The organism is Deltaproteobacteria bacterium (assembly GCA_003696105.1).
GTDB lineage: Bacteria > Myxococcota_A > Polyangia > Haliangiales > J016 > J016.
This window is the reverse complement of the sequence record RFGE01000297.1, coordinates 1-14,384: the sequence shown is the minus strand read 5'-3', so window position 1 is coordinate 14,384 and position 14,384 is coordinate 1. Positions and strand designations below refer to the sequence as shown.

At 71.8% G+C, this 14,384-nt stretch carries 11 protein-coding genes and 1 pseudogene; 4 read left to right on the top strand and 8 right to left on the bottom strand.

Annotated features, from left to right (window positions below; translation table 11 throughout):
- Positions 1-119: 119 nt before the first annotated feature.
- Genes D6689_18845 through D6689_18830 form a run of 4 tightly spaced genes read right to left on the bottom strand, consistent with a single transcriptional unit; the run spans position 120 to position 4,377 of the window.
- Entirely contained in the window at positions 120-1,208 is a 1,089-nt protein-coding gene (locus tag D6689_18845; GenBank protein ID RMH38697.1) for an efflux RND transporter periplasmic adaptor subunit, read from the bottom strand.
- 24 nt (positions 1,209-1,232) lie between these two features.
- A complete protein-coding gene (locus tag D6689_18840; GenBank protein ID RMH38696.1) occupies positions 1,233-2,474 on the bottom strand; it encodes an ABC transporter permease in 1,242 nt (413 codons plus the stop codon).
- A gap of 3 nt (positions 2,475-2,477) precedes the next feature.
- Positions 2,478-3,710: an ABC transporter permease gene (locus D6689_18835; GenBank protein RMH38695.1), complete on the bottom strand. Its 1,233-nt coding sequence runs from the start codon at positions 3,708-3,710 to the stop codon at positions 2,478-2,480.
- 1 nt (position 3,711) lies between these two features.
- Positions 3,712-4,377, bottom strand: a complete 666-nt coding sequence (locus tag D6689_18830; GenBank protein RMH38694.1) for an ABC transporter ATP-binding protein — start codon at positions 4,375-4,377, stop codon at positions 3,712-3,714.
- Between the two features lie 73 nt (positions 4,378-4,450).
- On the opposite strand from D6689_18830, the gene D6689_18825 reads away from it, so the two are divergent.
- Positions 4,451-5,842 (top strand): wax ester/triacylglycerol synthase family O-acyltransferase, encoded by a 1,392-nt coding sequence (locus tag D6689_18825; protein ID RMH38693.1) that lies wholly within the window; start codon positions 4,451-4,453, stop codon positions 5,840-5,842.
- 22 nt (positions 5,843-5,864) lie between these two features.
- On the opposite strand, the gene D6689_18820 is transcribed toward D6689_18825, so the two are convergent.
- Together D6689_18820 and D6689_18815 are read right to left on the bottom strand one after the other, a co-directional pair.
- Complete coding sequence (locus tag D6689_18820) at positions 5,865-7,295, bottom strand: hypothetical protein (GenBank protein RMH38692.1); 1,431 nt, start codon at positions 7,293-7,295, stop codon at positions 5,865-5,867.
- The gene (locus D6689_18815; GenBank protein RMH38716.1) at positions 6,539-9,070 is read right to left on the bottom strand and encodes a hypothetical protein; all 2,532 of its coding nucleotides are present in this window, start codon (positions 9,068-9,070) and stop codon (positions 6,539-6,541) included. The genes D6689_18820 and D6689_18815 overlap by 757 nt, the downstream gene beginning before the upstream one ends.
- Here D6689_18815 and D6689_18810 point away from each other — a divergent pair.
- Both D6689_18810 and D6689_18805 read left to right on the top strand, forming a co-directional pair.
- The gene (locus D6689_18810; GenBank protein RMH38691.1) at positions 7,294-11,256 is read left to right on the top strand and encodes a DUF3604 domain-containing protein; all 3,963 of its coding nucleotides are present in this window, start codon (positions 7,294-7,296) and stop codon (positions 11,254-11,256) included. The genes D6689_18815 and D6689_18810 overlap by 1,777 nt on opposite strands.
- Complete coding sequence (locus D6689_18805) at positions 10,959-12,035, top strand: peptidyl-prolyl cis-trans isomerase (protein ID RMH38690.1); 1,077 nt, start codon at positions 10,959-10,961, stop codon at positions 12,033-12,035. Before D6689_18810 ends, D6689_18805 begins: the two co-directional genes overlap by 298 nt.
- Here D6689_18805 and D6689_18800 read toward each other — a convergent pair.
- A pseudogene (locus tag D6689_18800) lies at positions 11,968-12,078 on the bottom strand (ABC transporter substrate-binding protein). The gene D6689_18805 and the pseudogene D6689_18800 overlap by 68 nt on opposite strands.
- On the opposite strand from D6689_18800, the gene D6689_18795 reads away from it, so the two are divergent.
- Positions 12,032-13,159: a hypothetical protein gene (locus tag D6689_18795; GenBank protein RMH38689.1), complete on the top strand. Its 1,128-nt coding sequence runs from the start codon at positions 12,032-12,034 to the stop codon at positions 13,157-13,159. The pseudogene D6689_18800 and the gene D6689_18795 sit on opposite strands and share 47 nt — an antisense overlap.
- A gap of 8 nt (positions 13,160-13,167) precedes the next feature.
- Here the strand turns inward: D6689_18795 and D6689_18790 are convergent, their stop codons facing one another.
- Positions 13,168-14,304, bottom strand: a complete 1,137-nt coding sequence (locus D6689_18790; protein RMH38688.1) for a hypothetical protein — start codon at positions 14,302-14,304, stop codon at positions 13,168-13,170.
- Positions 14,305-14,384 lie beyond the last annotated feature (80 nt).

Below are 14,384 nucleotides of genomic sequence, written 5' to 3'. Positions count from 1 at the left end.
GTTCGCCGCCCGGCCGCGACGGCCGCCCGCCGTCGGCCGCATCCAGTGCGCGCCGCGCGGCGCCGGCGCGGGTCCCGCGGCGCCGGCGCCTCCGACCCCGTACGCGCGCGGCGCGGCCGTCAGTCGGTCTTTTCGCGGCCCTTGAGCCGCGCGGATTCGTCGATGCCCGACTTGACCTCGACGCGGATGCCGTCCGACAGGCCGAGCTGCACCTCGCGGCGTTCGAACGTCTGCGGCGCCGTCTCGACCTCGACGAACGCCTTGTCCCCGTCGAACGTGACCACGCTCTCGTCGATCGCGAGCACGTTTTCGACCTTGTCGAGCACGATGTCGGCGTTCGCGCTGTAGCCGGCTCGGATCGTGACGCCGGGCTTGGGCTGGATCGCCGCGCGGATCTGGAACTGGATTGCGCCGTCTTTGACGACGCCCTTCGGCGCGATGTACTCGAGCGTGCCGGACAGCACGTCGTTGTCGAGCGCGCCGACGCGGATGTCCAGCGGCATGCCGACGCGCAGCTTGCCGACCTCTGACTCGTCGACCGTGCCCTCGAAGATCATGTCGGACATGTCGGCGACCACGGCGATGGTCGATCCGGCATTGAAGTTGTTGCTCTCGATGACCGACATGCCCTCTTTGACGGGCACGTCCAACACGGTGCCGGCCACGGTGGACCGCACCTCCGTGTTGCGCGCCTTGCCGGCCGCGCGCGACGCCCCCTTGCGGATGACCTGGAGGTTGTCCTGCGCGGCGGCGAGCTCCGCCTGGCGCAGCTCGTACTCGAGCTTGTAGCGGTTGTATTCCGACTCAGGCATGAGCCCCTTGGCCTTGAGCTTGTCGGCGCGCGCCAGCTCGTTGCGTGCGTTGTCTGCGCTGATCTTGGCCGACCGCACTGCCGCTTGCGCCTGCGTGAGCCGCTGCGTGTCGGGCACGATGTCGATCGTCGCGACGAGATCGCCGGCCTTCACCTGATCGCCGGGCTCCACGAGGATCTTGGACACGATCCCGGATACGCGCGGCTTCAGTTCGACCTCCTTGCGCGGGACGATGCTCCCCGTCGCGACGGTCTTTTTGACGATGTCCGCGCGGGTCGGCGTCACGATCTCGTAGACCACCGGCTTGGCCTGCGATTTCTTGTACAGGAACACCAGCGTGCCGCCGAAGACGACCAGGACGAACAGGATGGCGAGGGCGATCAGGAGTTTCTTCATGGCTTCGCTCGCGGTCGGAACGCGTTACTCGGACCTCAGGGCTGCGACCGGGTGGATGCGGACGGCGTGGTAGGCCGGAATCAGGCCGGCGAAGGCGCCCGCGATCACGAGGATCGCGGTGGCGATGAGCGCGATGCGGAGATCCACCTGCGGGGAAGCGAGGATGTCGACATCCAACTTGTCGATCACGGCGAGGACGACGACGCCGGCCGACAATCCCAGGTAGCCCGCGATCGCCGTGAGGATGGTGGACTCCTGGACGATCTGGCTGGTGATCGCCCACGGCGTCGCGCCGAGAGCCTTCTTGATGCCGATCTCCTTGGTGCGCTCCTTGACGACGATCAGCATGATGTTGCTCACGCCGATGACGCCGGCGAGCAGGGTGCAGATGCCGACGAACCACACGAGCGCGTTGATGCCGATGAACACGGCCGACATCTCGCGGAAGCTCTTGCCGGCGTTGAAGCTACCGAACGCCTGGCGATCGTCCGGGTGGATGCGGTGTCGCTTCGCGAGCACGCGTTTGATGTCGCGCTCGACCTTTTCGATGTCGTAGCCGGGCGGCACGGTGATCGCGAACCAACCGACGCGGTTGCCCTGATTGAACGCGCTCTGGAACGTCGTGAACGGCACGAAGATCGTGGCGGCGAGCCGCTCCGACCAGCCGCCGGTCCCCTTCGGTTTGAAGTGGCCCACGACCGTGAAGTACACGCCCTTGATCTTGATGTGAGTGCCGATCGGATCCTCGCCGGGCTGGTAGAGCGTCTCGTAGACGCGCGGACCGATCACCGCCACCTTGCGGCGCTGGTCGATGTCCAGTTGGTTGATGAAGCGCCCGCGGATGAAGTCCATCCCCTGCACGTATTGCAACTCGGGGTAGTCGCCGTTGACGTTGAAGTTGCCGGTCTTGGCGCCGCGCGTGACGTTGTCGCCGCCGCGCCAGCCGCCGAGTTGAAGGCGCGGCGCCAGGTACTCGATGCCGTCGACCTTGTCGCGGAGGAGGTCGATGTCGGCGTTTTCGAAGGCGACAAAGCGCCCCGGCGGCAACCCGTCGTACGGCAGCGACGTGCGCTGGCCCCACACGAAGATCGAGTTCGTGGCGAAGCCCGCCATGCCGCGGGTCACGCCCCGCTCGAGCCCCCGGCCGGCGCCGAGCATGACGACGAGCATGAAGATGCCCCAGAACACCCCCAGCGCGGTCAGCAGCGTTCGCAGCACGTTGCCGCGCAGGGTCGCGAGGATCTCTTGCCAGGTGTCGAGGCTCATGGGTCACTCGTCGCGCAGGGCGACGACGGGCCGGATACGCGCCGCGCGCCATGCGGGGAAGATGCCGGCGAGTACGCCGGCGACCACGAGGATGGCGGTCGCCGCCGCGGCGACGCCGACGTCCACGTCCGGGTGGCGAAACGCGGTCATGTCGGGAATGGCGGCATTGATCGCCTCGACGAGGCCGACGCCCGCGACCAGACCGAAGTAGCCGGACACCGACGTGAGCAGCAGCGCTTCCTGCACGACGAGCGTCACGATCGATCCCGGCGTCGCGCCCACCGCCTTGCGCACGCCGAACTCCTTCGTGCGCTCCTTGACCGAGATGAGCATGATGTTGCTCACGCCGACAATGCCCGCGAGGATGGTGCCGATCCCGATCAGCCACACGAACAAGTCGATCTTGTGCAACACCGACGTGATTTTTTCGTAGTTCTCGAGGTTGTTGCGGATCCACAGCGCGCGCGGGTCGTCCGGGTCGAACGCGTGCCGCCGCGCGAGCTGGCGGCGCACGGATTGTTCGATCCGCTTTGCCTCGTCGACGGGCGCGTCCCCGACGGTGAACATGAACATGTCGATGCGGTCGCCGCCGCCGTAGGCCATCTGCGCGGTGGTGATCGGCAGATAGATCTTGCGCAACTCGCCTTCGCCGCCTTCGTCTTCGTAGATGCCGACCACCTTGTAGTTGATGCTGCCGATCGTGATGATCTTTCCGATCGGGTCCTCGTCACCGAACAGCTGGTCGACTACTTTGGTGCCGATGACCGCGACCTTGCGGCGCTCGTCGAGGTCGCGCTGGTTGATGAACCGCCCGCGCACCATCGTGGTTCGCTCGATGTACAGGTGGTCCGGGTGGCAGGCGCGAATGTCGAACGACGCGTGTTGGTTCTTATAGGTGACGGTGAACTCGCCCCACAGGTGAAGGCGGGCCGAGATGTGGTCGATGCCGGGGACGCGGTCGCGGGCGGCGTCGTAGTCGGCAGTCGTAAACTGGATCTCGCGACCGACCGCGCGCCCTCTGTACGGCTTGGTCGTGCGCCCGCTGCGCACCCAGATGCTGTTGACGGCGTCGTCGCGAAAGCCGTACGCGGCGGTGTTCTGCAGTCCTTTGCCGGCCGCGAGCAGGATGACGAGCATGAAGATGCCCCACGCGACGCTGAGCCCGGTGAGCGCCGTGCGCAGCTTGTGGTGGCGGATGGTGCTGCCGATCTCCTGCCAGCGGTCGATGTCGAGCACGTCATGCCTCGACGACGACGCCGTCGCGCAGGCGGATGCAGCGCCGCGTGCGCTCGGCGATGTCGTGCTCGTGGGTCACGACGATAATCGTCATGCCCGTCTGGTTGATCTCCTCGAGCAACTCCATGATTTGCTCGGATGTGGTCGAGTCGAGGGCTCCGGTCGGCTCGTCGGCCAACAGCAGGCGGGGCTTGGTGATGAGAGCGCGCGCGATCGCGACGCGCTGCATCTGGCCGCCGGACAGCTCGGTCGGCAGGTGGTCGGCCCAATCGCGGAGGCCGACGCGGTCCAGGTAGTCGAGCGCGATGCGGTTGCGCCGCCGGCGCGGCACCTTCTGGTAGTACAGCGGCAGGGCCACGTTTTCCATCGCGTTCTTGAACGGCAGCAAATTGAACGACTGGAACACGAAGCCGATGTACTGGTTGCGGTAGCGGGCGGCCTGGCGCTCCGACAGGTTGCGGATCAGGGTCCCGTCCAGGTAGTAGCTCCCCGAGTCGTAGCTGTCGAGGATGCCGAGGATATTGAGCAGGGTGGATTTGCCGGAGCCCGACGAGCCCATGATCGACACGAACTCGCCGGCGCCGACTTCGAGGTTGACGTCGCGTAGCACGTGGAGCCGATTGCGGCCCACGTGGTAGGACTTGTTGACGTTTTCGAGGCGAATCATCGGCCCGGGGGGCGAAGGTACACGGCGCCTTCCCGCCGAACTGAGCGGAATCCAATATTATTCCCTGGCAACTATGGGCACCTACGAGCGGCTGTCGGCGCAGGACGCTACCTTCTTATACGCGGAATCCCCGGTGGCGCACATGCACATCGGGACGCTGGCCATCTTCGAGGATACGGGCCTGGACGAACAGGGCCTGGCCGCTCACATCGAGAGCCGCCTGCACCTGGTGCCGCGCTTTCGCAAGAAGCTGATGTGGGTTCCGTACGGCCAGGGCCGGCCGGTGTGGGTGGACGATCCGCACTTCGACATCCGGTTTCACGTGCGGCACACCGGTCTGCCCAAACCGGGGGGCATGGCCGAGGCGATCCGGCTGATGGAGCGGCTGATGAGCACGCCGCTGGACCGGTCGCGTCCCCTGTGGGAAATCTGGATGGTCGACCTTCCCGAGGGGCGCAAGGGCCTCATTCAGAAGACGCACCACTGTCTGATCGATGGCGTAAGCGGCGTCGACCTCGGCACCGTGATCCTCGACGTGATGAAGGATCCGCCGCCGAGCAAGCCGCCGCCGCCGTGGGAGCCGCAGCCGCCGCCATCGAAGCAGGAACTGCTGCGCGACAGCTTGATCGAGACGTTCACGCGCCCGGCCGAGCTCGCGGCGAAGGTGCGACAGATGCGCGAGGCGCCGCAGCAGTTCGTCGAGCGGGCGGCCGAGGTCGTCCAGGGGCTGCTGTCGTTCGGCAAGGCGACGATGGACTTCGCGCCCAAGGTGTCGTCGCTCACGCGCCCGATCGGGCCGCATCGCCGGTTCATCCCGCTCACCGCACCGCTGGCGACGTTCAAACACATCAAGCGCGCCTTCGAGTGCAAGATCAACGATGTCGTGCTCGCGGTGGTCGCGGGCGGGCTGCGCCGGCTGCTCGTCGAGCGCGGCGAGTCGGTGGACGATCTGCACCTGCGCGCGCTCGTTCCGGTGTCGGTGCGGGATCCGAGCCAGCGCATGACCTACGGCAACCAGGTGTCGATGATGGCGGCCGACTTGCCGGTCGGCGAGCCGGACCCGGTTCAGCGCCTCAAGTACGTGACCGCGCAGATGACCGGATTGAAAGAGTCGCGCCAGGCGGTCGGCGCCGACTTTTGGGTCAAGCTGTCCGAGTACGCCCCGCCGACGGTGCTCGCGCTCGCCGGCCGGGCGATCGCACTGCAGCGCATGGTGAACCTGACGGTGACCAACGTGCCCGGGCCGCAGTTCCCGCTGTATCTACGCGGCGGCAAACTGCTCGCGGCGTATCCGTTCGTGCCGCTCGTCGGTACGACGACCCTCGGCGTCGCGCTCGTGAGCTACGACGGCGGCCTGCACTTCGGCCTGTGCGGCGATTGGGACGGCGTCCCGGACCTCGACGTGTTCGCGCGGGGGATCGAGCAGTCAATCGCGGAGCTGCGCGAGGCGGCGGACGCGCAGTGAGCCGGGCGCGCGGCCGCGGCGATCACGGCACGATGCGGTAACGCGCGCGCGCGTCGCGGCCGGTCGCGCAGTCGAAGTGCCACCACTCGTTGTCGAGCGGCAAGAACCCCGCGTCCACCATGACGCGGCGCAGCTGCAGTCGGCTCGACACCTGCGCCGCGGAGAGCCGGCCCGCGGCGAGCAGCCGCAGCTCGCGGCGCGGCTCTGCCTCGGGGCCGAAGTGATCGAACGGCGTGCCCATGTCGACCGGCGCGCCGGACTCGTCCGCGAGCGTCAGGTCGACCGCACAACCGTAGTTGTGCATGCCCTTGACCTTGCGGTACGGGTTGGCGACATAGGCGCGTTTCGGTGTGCCCTTGACCAGCGCCCACATCTTCTTTTGCACCGCGACCGGCCGCACGCAGTCGTACACGTGCAGGCGCAGGTTCGGCGCGCGCTCCGCCAGCAAGTCGGCGGCGCGCGCGAGCATGCGCGCGGCGTCCGGGTTGAGGTAGCAGGCGTCGAGGTCGCCGTAGACGTCCGCGCCGAGAAAGTTGTCGGCCGTCGAGTACTTGAGTTCCACCTGAATGGCCGGCGCGAGGGTGCGCACGTCGACCAGCCCGGCGGCGGCGAGTCGGGCCGCCAGGCCGGCCGCGTCGTCGTCGGCCGCCGCGTCGCCGGCGACCGCGAGGGCGACGAGCAGCGCGGTCGGGCCGGTCAGCGCGCGCACGGCGGCAGATCCTCCGGTCGCGAGCGGACGCGCGCGATCGGGAACACGACCGGTTCGCCGACCTCGTCCGCGATGTCCTCGCGGTTCGCGTACACGTAGCGCAGCTCGACGTTGAGTGGCTCGCGGGCGGTCGCCGGCGGTCCGAGCGCCGCCGGATCGATGCGCCAGCGTCGCGTCGCGCCGGGCGGGATCGTCGAGTCCCAGATGGTCTTCTTCGTCCCGTCGCCGGCGAGGGCGAACCGGCGGCCGAAGAACGCATCGCGCAGCCGCTCGGGGGCGGTCGAGTACCACGCGCGGACGACGACGTGGCGGTGGACGTCGCCGGTGGGGACGTTGTGTCCCGCGCCGGCGTTGGTCACCGTCGCGCGCACGGCAGCGCCGTCGCGGCACACGTAGAACGCGAGCGCGCGGCGGAGCATCGCCGGGTCGTGGGCCCCCGGAAACCGGTGGCCGCCCCCGTGACACGCGAGACAACTCGCGGGCCGGCGCGGGTTGCGGCGAAATTGCGCCACCGTGTCCTGCATCGGCTCGCTCGTGTAGCCGGCGAACGCGCCGCCGTCGAACCGCGGGAACGCAAACTGGTGGCAGCCGGCGCAAAACTCCGCCGTGCCGAACGCCGCATCGACCGCGGTGTCGTGCGGCGAGCCGGCCCCGCGCGCGCGCGCGACGATGCGGCCGTCGCGGACGTGGCACGCCGCGCAGTTGACTCCTTGCTCGGCGAGCGTCGCGTCGCCGGCCGCCCATGCGCGCTGCTGGGCGGCCAGCGGAATGTGGCAGTTGCGGCACCACGCGCGGCGCGACTGCCGGTAGTCGTGCTGAAACAGCCCGTTGGTCCACGCCGCCGCGTGCCGGCTGCGCTTCCATTGCGCGTACTGGCGTTCGTGGCACGGGGCGCACGTCTCGGCGCGCAGCATCGCGGGCGGCGTATCGCCGGTGTCGATCGAGCGGGCGCCCGAGGAGAACAGGCCCGCGAGGGCCGCGGCGCCGGCGAGGGCGGCGCGCGCGATCATGGGACGCGTTCGTAGCTGACGGTCTCGATCTCGTCGCCCATGTCGCACGCGCGCACGGCGCCGGCGATCACCGGGCCGGATGCACCCTCGTCCCACCGGATCATTTCGGCGCAGTGCTCCGTGGCGAGCGCGGCGAGTCGACCCGCGTCGTCGTACACGAGCAGCTGCCAGTGCCTCAGCGGCTCCATCCCCTCGCGCATCTCGACCATGCCGCACGACGCGACCAGCAGGGTCGTGAGCCGGTCGGCCGCCGGGGAGCCGTCGGCGCCGCCCTCCGCGCCGGCGGGCGCGGGCGGCAGCCAGTACCGCGTCGCGGGGCGGCGAGGCCGGCGGCACGCGGGCGGAACGTCGGGGCCGATGTAGGCCAGCGGCGGCAGCTCGGCGGCCTTGTCGACCGTCACGCGCTTGAGGTGGTCGGCGCGCAGAAACCCGAGCTGCGCGCCCAGGGGCATCTCGAATTCCCGTCCATCGTAGGCGTAATACCCGGTGTGGTCCGCCAGCATCAGCGCGTCCAGTTGCGGGATGGGCCGCTTGTCGATCGCGGTCACCCGCACGGGACGCCACGCCGTCCAATCGCCCGCGGCCGCGCGGCCGATCGCGACCGCCGCCGGCTGGTCGCGCCACACCGGCAGCCGGCTCCACAACCCGAGCGCCGCGCGCACCCGGCACAGCGTCGCGGTCACTTCGCAGTCGTGCGCGTCCGGCCGCGGCAGGCGGGCGTGCTTGCCCTCGCGGTATTGTGCGGCCAGCGGCAGGCCGGTGCGCGCGGCCTTGCGGAACAGGCGCGCCGCCGCGAGGCGCTGGCGCTTCCACGCCAGCAGTCGGTCGCGCTTGGACTTCTCGAACGCCGGGTTGTCCGGCGTCGTCGCGGTGACGAACACCTGGACGTCCGACACGCACAGGTCCTCGTAGTGGCTGCCCTCGTACACGGAGTCGAACCGCAGCTCGATCGCGGACAGCTTGCCGGCCGGCTGGGTCGCGACGATCTCCTGCCAGCTCATGTCGTCGGCCAACTCGACCGTGCGCGTGGCCCCCGACGGGCGCAGGGTGACCGTCACGCGCCGCGCGCGCGCGTTGCGACGAAACAGTCGTCGCGACTTGTGGTAGCCGTTGCGCACGCGAAGGCGCACGCGCGTGGCGCCGTCGAGTTCGGTCACGTGCAGCCGCAACCATTGGCCGGCGCCGGATCCCTTCGCCCCCTCGGTCCACGCGGTCTTCGGGTCGTCGTCGGCGACGTAGTTCGGGTGATAGTTTTCTTGGAACCGGTTCCAGTCGTTTTGCAAAAACGAACTGGCGTCGACGCGATCCGGATACAGCCTGCGTTCGATCCCCGCCGGCTCGGCGCGGGCCAGGCCGGATGTACTCGCAACGGACCCCGCGGCGATCGCCGCCGCTGCCACCGTCCACCCCGTCGTGCGCATGTCCGGAGCATACGACGAATCGCCGCGGCGCTGGCGGATTCGCGTCGCCGGGCCCGCAGCGGCTATCATCCGCCCCGACAGGAGGCATCGGTGGCACGCAAGCGCACGATTTGGGGCGGCGCGGTCGCGCTCGGTGCGGTCGCCGCGGCCGGTTGGATCGTCTACGGCGGCGGCCGCCACGAAGGGCCCGGGCGCGTCCACCCGACGCCGAGGCCGGCGCAGGCGATCGCGGCGGCGGCGGCGCGGTCGGCGGCCGCCGGCGGCGGCGCACCGGACCAGATCTTGTTCGGCGACCTGCACGTCCACACCACGTTCTCGGCCGACGCGTTCATGCGCAGCCTCCCCGCGATGGGCGGCGAGGGCGCGCATCCGCCGGCCGATGCGTGCGACTTCGCGCGCTACTGCTCGCAGCTGGACTTCTTCGCGCTCACCGACCACGCCGAGGCGCTCACACCGCGCCACTGGCGCGAGTCGATCGACGCGATTCGCGCGTGCAACGCGGTGGCCGGCGATCCGGCCACGCCGGATCTCGTCGCGTTCATGGGGTTCGAGTGGTCCCAGGTCGGCGCCACGCGCGCGGACCACTACGGACACAAGAACGTGATCTTCCGCGGACTGTCCGACGCGGACCTGCCCGCGCGTCCGATCGCGGCCGTCGGGCTCGTGTCCGGCGCGCTGCGGCGCGACCCGGTCCCGCTGTGGCGCCAGCTGCTCATCCCGTTACAGGATTTCGCACGGCGACAGCGGTATCTCGACTTCGCGCTCTACCAACGCGAGCTGCGCGCGGCGCCGCTGTGCCCGGCGGGAGTCGACACCCGCGCGCTGCCGGCCGACTGCCGCGAGGTCGCCGCGACGCCGGCCGAGTTGTTCGAGAAGCTCGCGCAATGGGGTCTCGAGTCGATCGTGATCCCGCACGGCACGACCTGGGGCTTCTATACGCCGCCGGGCTACACGTACGACAAAGGCCTGGGGCTTGCCGAGCCGCTGATCGAAATTTACAGCGGCCACGGCAACTCCGAGGTCTACCGGCCGTGGCGCGCGGTGACCGTCGGCCCGGACGGCGACGCGTGTCCGCAGCCGACGGCCGAGTACGAGCCGTGTTGCTGGCGCGCCGGCGAGATCATTCGCGCGCGCTGCGGCGACGCGGACCCGGCCGAGTGCGATCGGCGCGTGCGGGCGGCGCGCGCGGCCTACGTCGCCGCCGGGACGGCCGGGCACCTGACGGTTCCCGGTGCAACGGTCGAGGAGTGGGGCAACTGTGGCCAGTGCACCGATTGCTTCAACGCGGCGTTTAACTACCGGCCGGGCGGGTCGGTGCAGTACATCGTGTCGCGGCGCGGCCGGGCGATCGGCTTCGTCGCGTCGAGCGACAACCACAGCGCGCGTCCGGGCACCGGCTACAAGGAGATGTTGCGGCGCCGGTTCGGCGACGCGACCGGCCCGCAGAGCGCCACGTGGCGCGATCGGCTGCTCGGCGAGCCGGCCGCGCCGGCGCCCGAGCCGCGGGCGTGGGACCCGGACGAGCTGCTCGCGCTGCCGCCGTTTCGCCTGGTGGAACTGGAGCGGCAGGCGTCGTTCTTCATGACCGGCGGGCTCGCGGCGGTGCACGCGCGCGGCCGCGACCGCGCCGCGATCTGGGACGCGCTCGTCCACCGCCGCGTCTACGGCACGTCCGGCGACCGCATCCTGCTGTGGTTCGACCTGACCAACGCGCCGGGCGGCGCGCAGCCGATGGGCGCCGAGGTCGCGCTCGCGGAGGCGCCGCGGTTTCGCGTGCGCGCGGCCGGCGCCCACCTGCAGGCGCCCGGCTGCCCGCGGTGGGCGGTCGACGCGCTGGGCCCCGAGGGGATCGAGCGGGTGTGCGCGGGCGAGTGTTACCACCCGACCGACCAGCGCCGGCGCATCACGCGCATCGAGGTGGTCCGCATCCGGCCCGCCGCCAGCGAGGCGGACGTCGCCGGCGCGATCGACGATCCGTGGCGCGTGATCCCGTGCCCGGCGGGCGAGCCGGTGTGCGAGGTCGAGTTCGCCGATCCGGACGCGTCGGGGGACACGTTCTACTACGTGCGCGCGATCCAGGAGCCGACGCCGGCGGTCAACGCGGGCGGCCTGCGCTGCGGCCCGGACGGGTGCGAGCCGTGCTACGGCGACTGGCGCACGCCGGCGGACGACGACTGCCTGACCGACAACGAGGAGCGGGCGTGGTCGTCGCCGATCCTGGTGCGGCGCGTGGCTTTGCCGGCGCCGGCCGCGCCGGCGGGAGGGCCGCGGTGACGCGCGTCGGCGCGGCGCGTGCGTGGAGTGTCGCGGGCGTCGTCGCGGGGCTCGCGCTCGCCGCCGCCGGCCTCGCGGGTGCGCCGGTGCGCGGCGGTGTGCCCGACGGCGCGGTCGCGGTGGTCGGCGGCACGCCGATCTTGCGGTCGGATTACGACCGCGCGCTGGCGGCGGTCGCCGGCGCGCGCCGCGACGTCGACGACGGCGTGCGGCGGAAGGTGCTCGACCGGCTGATCGACGAGGAGCTGCTCGTCCAGCGCGGCCTCGAACTCGGCCTGGCGGAGCGCGACCCGCGCGTGCGCGCCGACCTCGGCGCCGCGGTGATCGACCTGGTCACCGCCCGCGCCGAGGCCGCGCCCCCGTCGGAGGCCGACCTGCGCGCGTTCTACGCCGATCACCGGGACGAGTTCGCGCGGCCGCCGCTCATCCACGTGCGCCAGCGGTTCTTCCGCGCGGCCGACGCCGCGCAGCCGTCGCCGCCGCCGGTCCCCGTTCCGGACGCACCGATTCCGCTGTCGCGGCTCGCCGACCTGCTCGGTCCGACGGCGGCGCGCGCGGCGGCCGCCGCGCCGGTCGGGGCGACGACGGCGCGGGTGCGGTCGGCGCTCGGCTGGCACGAACTCACGGTCGTGGACCGGCGCGAGCGCGACATCCCGCCGTACGCCGACATCGCGGACGAGGTCGCCGCCGCGTACCGCCGCCGCGCCGGCGAGCGCGCGCTGCGCGCGTTTCTCGACCGCGCGCGGGCGCGCGCCGGCGTGCAGGTGCAGCTGCCGTGACGGCGAGGGGGCACGCGCTCGCGCTGTGCGCCGCGGCCGCGATCGCGGCGCCGCGGGATGCGCGCGCACACGGCCGGTCGGTGTCCTACTCGCGCATCGACGTCGACGCGGACGGCGCCGCGATCCGCGTGCGCGTGCGCGCGGTCGACGCCACCGCGATCGCCGCGGCCGGACTGTCGCCGGACCGCTACGTGCCCGCCGCGGTCGCGGTGGACGGCTGCGCGCCCGTGCCGGAGTCGTTCGTCGAGCTGCGCGCCGACGTCGGCTGGCGGTCGTTCGAGTGGCGCGTCGCGTGCGCGTCGCGGCCGCGCGAAGCCCGCGTCGACCTGTTGTTCGATCTGATCGCCGGCCACGTCCACTTCGCGTCCGCCGGCGGCGAGGAGCACCTCGTGACCGACACCCACCGCACGGTCGCGCTCGCCGACCGGCGGGCCGGAGCGCGTTCCGTCGCGCGGCCGGCCCGCTACGTCGCCCTCGGCGTCCACCACATCCTGTCCGGGTTCGACCACCTCGTGTTCTTGTTCGCGCTGGTGGTCGCGGCCGCGTCGGCGCGCGACGTCGCGGTCGCCGCCACCGGGTTCACGCTCGGTCACAGCGCCACCCTCGCGCTCGCCGCGACGGGGGCGGTCGCGCCTCCGGCCGCCGCGATCGAGGCGCTCATCGGCCTGTCGATCGCCGTCGTGGCCGTCGAGAACCTGTGGCTCGACGGCGGCCGGCGCGATCCGTGGCTGCCCGGCGCGACCGTCGCGGCGATCGCCACGGTGGCGGTCGCCGGCCCGACCCACGTGCCGCGGCTCGCGCTCGCGGGCATCGCGCTGGTCGTCGCCGGTGGGTTCGGGCTCGTGGCCGGCGCGGCGCGGCCCGCTCGCTACCGCGCCGCCATCGCGGCGCTGTTCGGTCTCGTCCACGGCTTCGGCTTCGCCGCGGCATTTCCGGCGCCCGATCGGGTCGTCGTGCCGCTCGTCGCGTTCAACGGCGGGGTCGAACTCGGGCAGCTCGCGCTGATCGCCGCGAGCTATCCGGCGCTCGCGTGGGCGCGCCGGCGCGGCTGGCCCGTCGCCGGCGTGGGCTCGGCCGTCGCGCTGGCGCTCGGCGTGTACTGGTTCGCGTCGCGCGCCGCGTGACCGCGCGGTCAGTCGGCGATCGGCAGGCGCCGGGTGGCGTCGACGAACGCGTCGCCCGCGAGCGGCCGGATCAGCACGCGGTTGTCCGTGTCGGCGCTCACGAGCTGGCGACCGCCGGCGGCGAACCGCACGAAGTGAATGCGGTCGGTGTGCTCGCCGAGGCGCTGGACCGTGCCGGTGTCGACGCCGTGGACGTGGACGTCGCGGCGTTTGCGGTCGACCACGGCGACGAATCGCCCGGTCGGGTCCATCGCGGCGACGATGGACTGCCGGCCGCCGTAGGCGCGCACGATCGGCGAGGTCCCGGGGCGCCGGGCCGGCGGATCCTCGTACACCGGCCCGCGGATACCCTCGTCGCCCAGGGCGTGCACCACCAATCGAGACCGCGAGCCGCGGATGGCGACCACCGCGAGCCGGCGCGGCGACAGGCCGAGCCATGCGACGTCGCTGTCGGGCAGCGCGAGTCGGTCGATGCGCTCGAGATCGCCATCGCTCCCGAGCCGGTGCAGGTGGACGGCGCCGTACACGCCGGTCGCGAGGACGCGGCGGACGCCGTCGACCGCGGCCGCCTGGACGACCGTGCGGTCGACCGGGCGCAGCGTCCACCCGTCGCCGCGCTCGAGGTCGACGAGGTCGATCGTCTCGTCCTCGCACGGTCCCCACACGAACCGCTCGGTCCAGTCGATCTCGAGCCATCTGGGCGGCGCGTGCGACGGCAGCGGCTGCGGCGGTCCGCCGGCGAGCGCCGACACGCGCAGTCCGTCGTAGCGGTAGCTGTCGCCGTACGCGATGAAGCTCGGGTATACGATGCGCCCGTCGGACAGCAGCGCCGGGTAGCAGGCCCCCACGGGGGCGAACGGCCGCTGCACGCCGGTCGCGCCGCGAAGCCAGCGGGCGGCGCGCAGGTCGAGCCACGCGTAGGTCCGCGTCCACCGCGTCACGACGCCGAACGTGCCGCTGGCGTCGATCGCGCGCAGCCGCCGGCCGAGCCCGAGCCGCAGCTCGACGCCGTGCGGCAGCGAGCAGGTCGCCCAGTCGTGCGCGCAGCGATCGCATACGGCGCGGCGGCACACCGGACAATCCGCGCGTGCGAGCGCGGTGGCGCAGTGCGCGCACGGCACCGCGCCGGGAGCCTTCCCGAGCATGGCCGCAGTATCGCGCACCGCGGGGCTCGGCCGCTTGCCCGAGCGGGCATCGCCGGGGTACAAACGGCGCGCGGTACGCG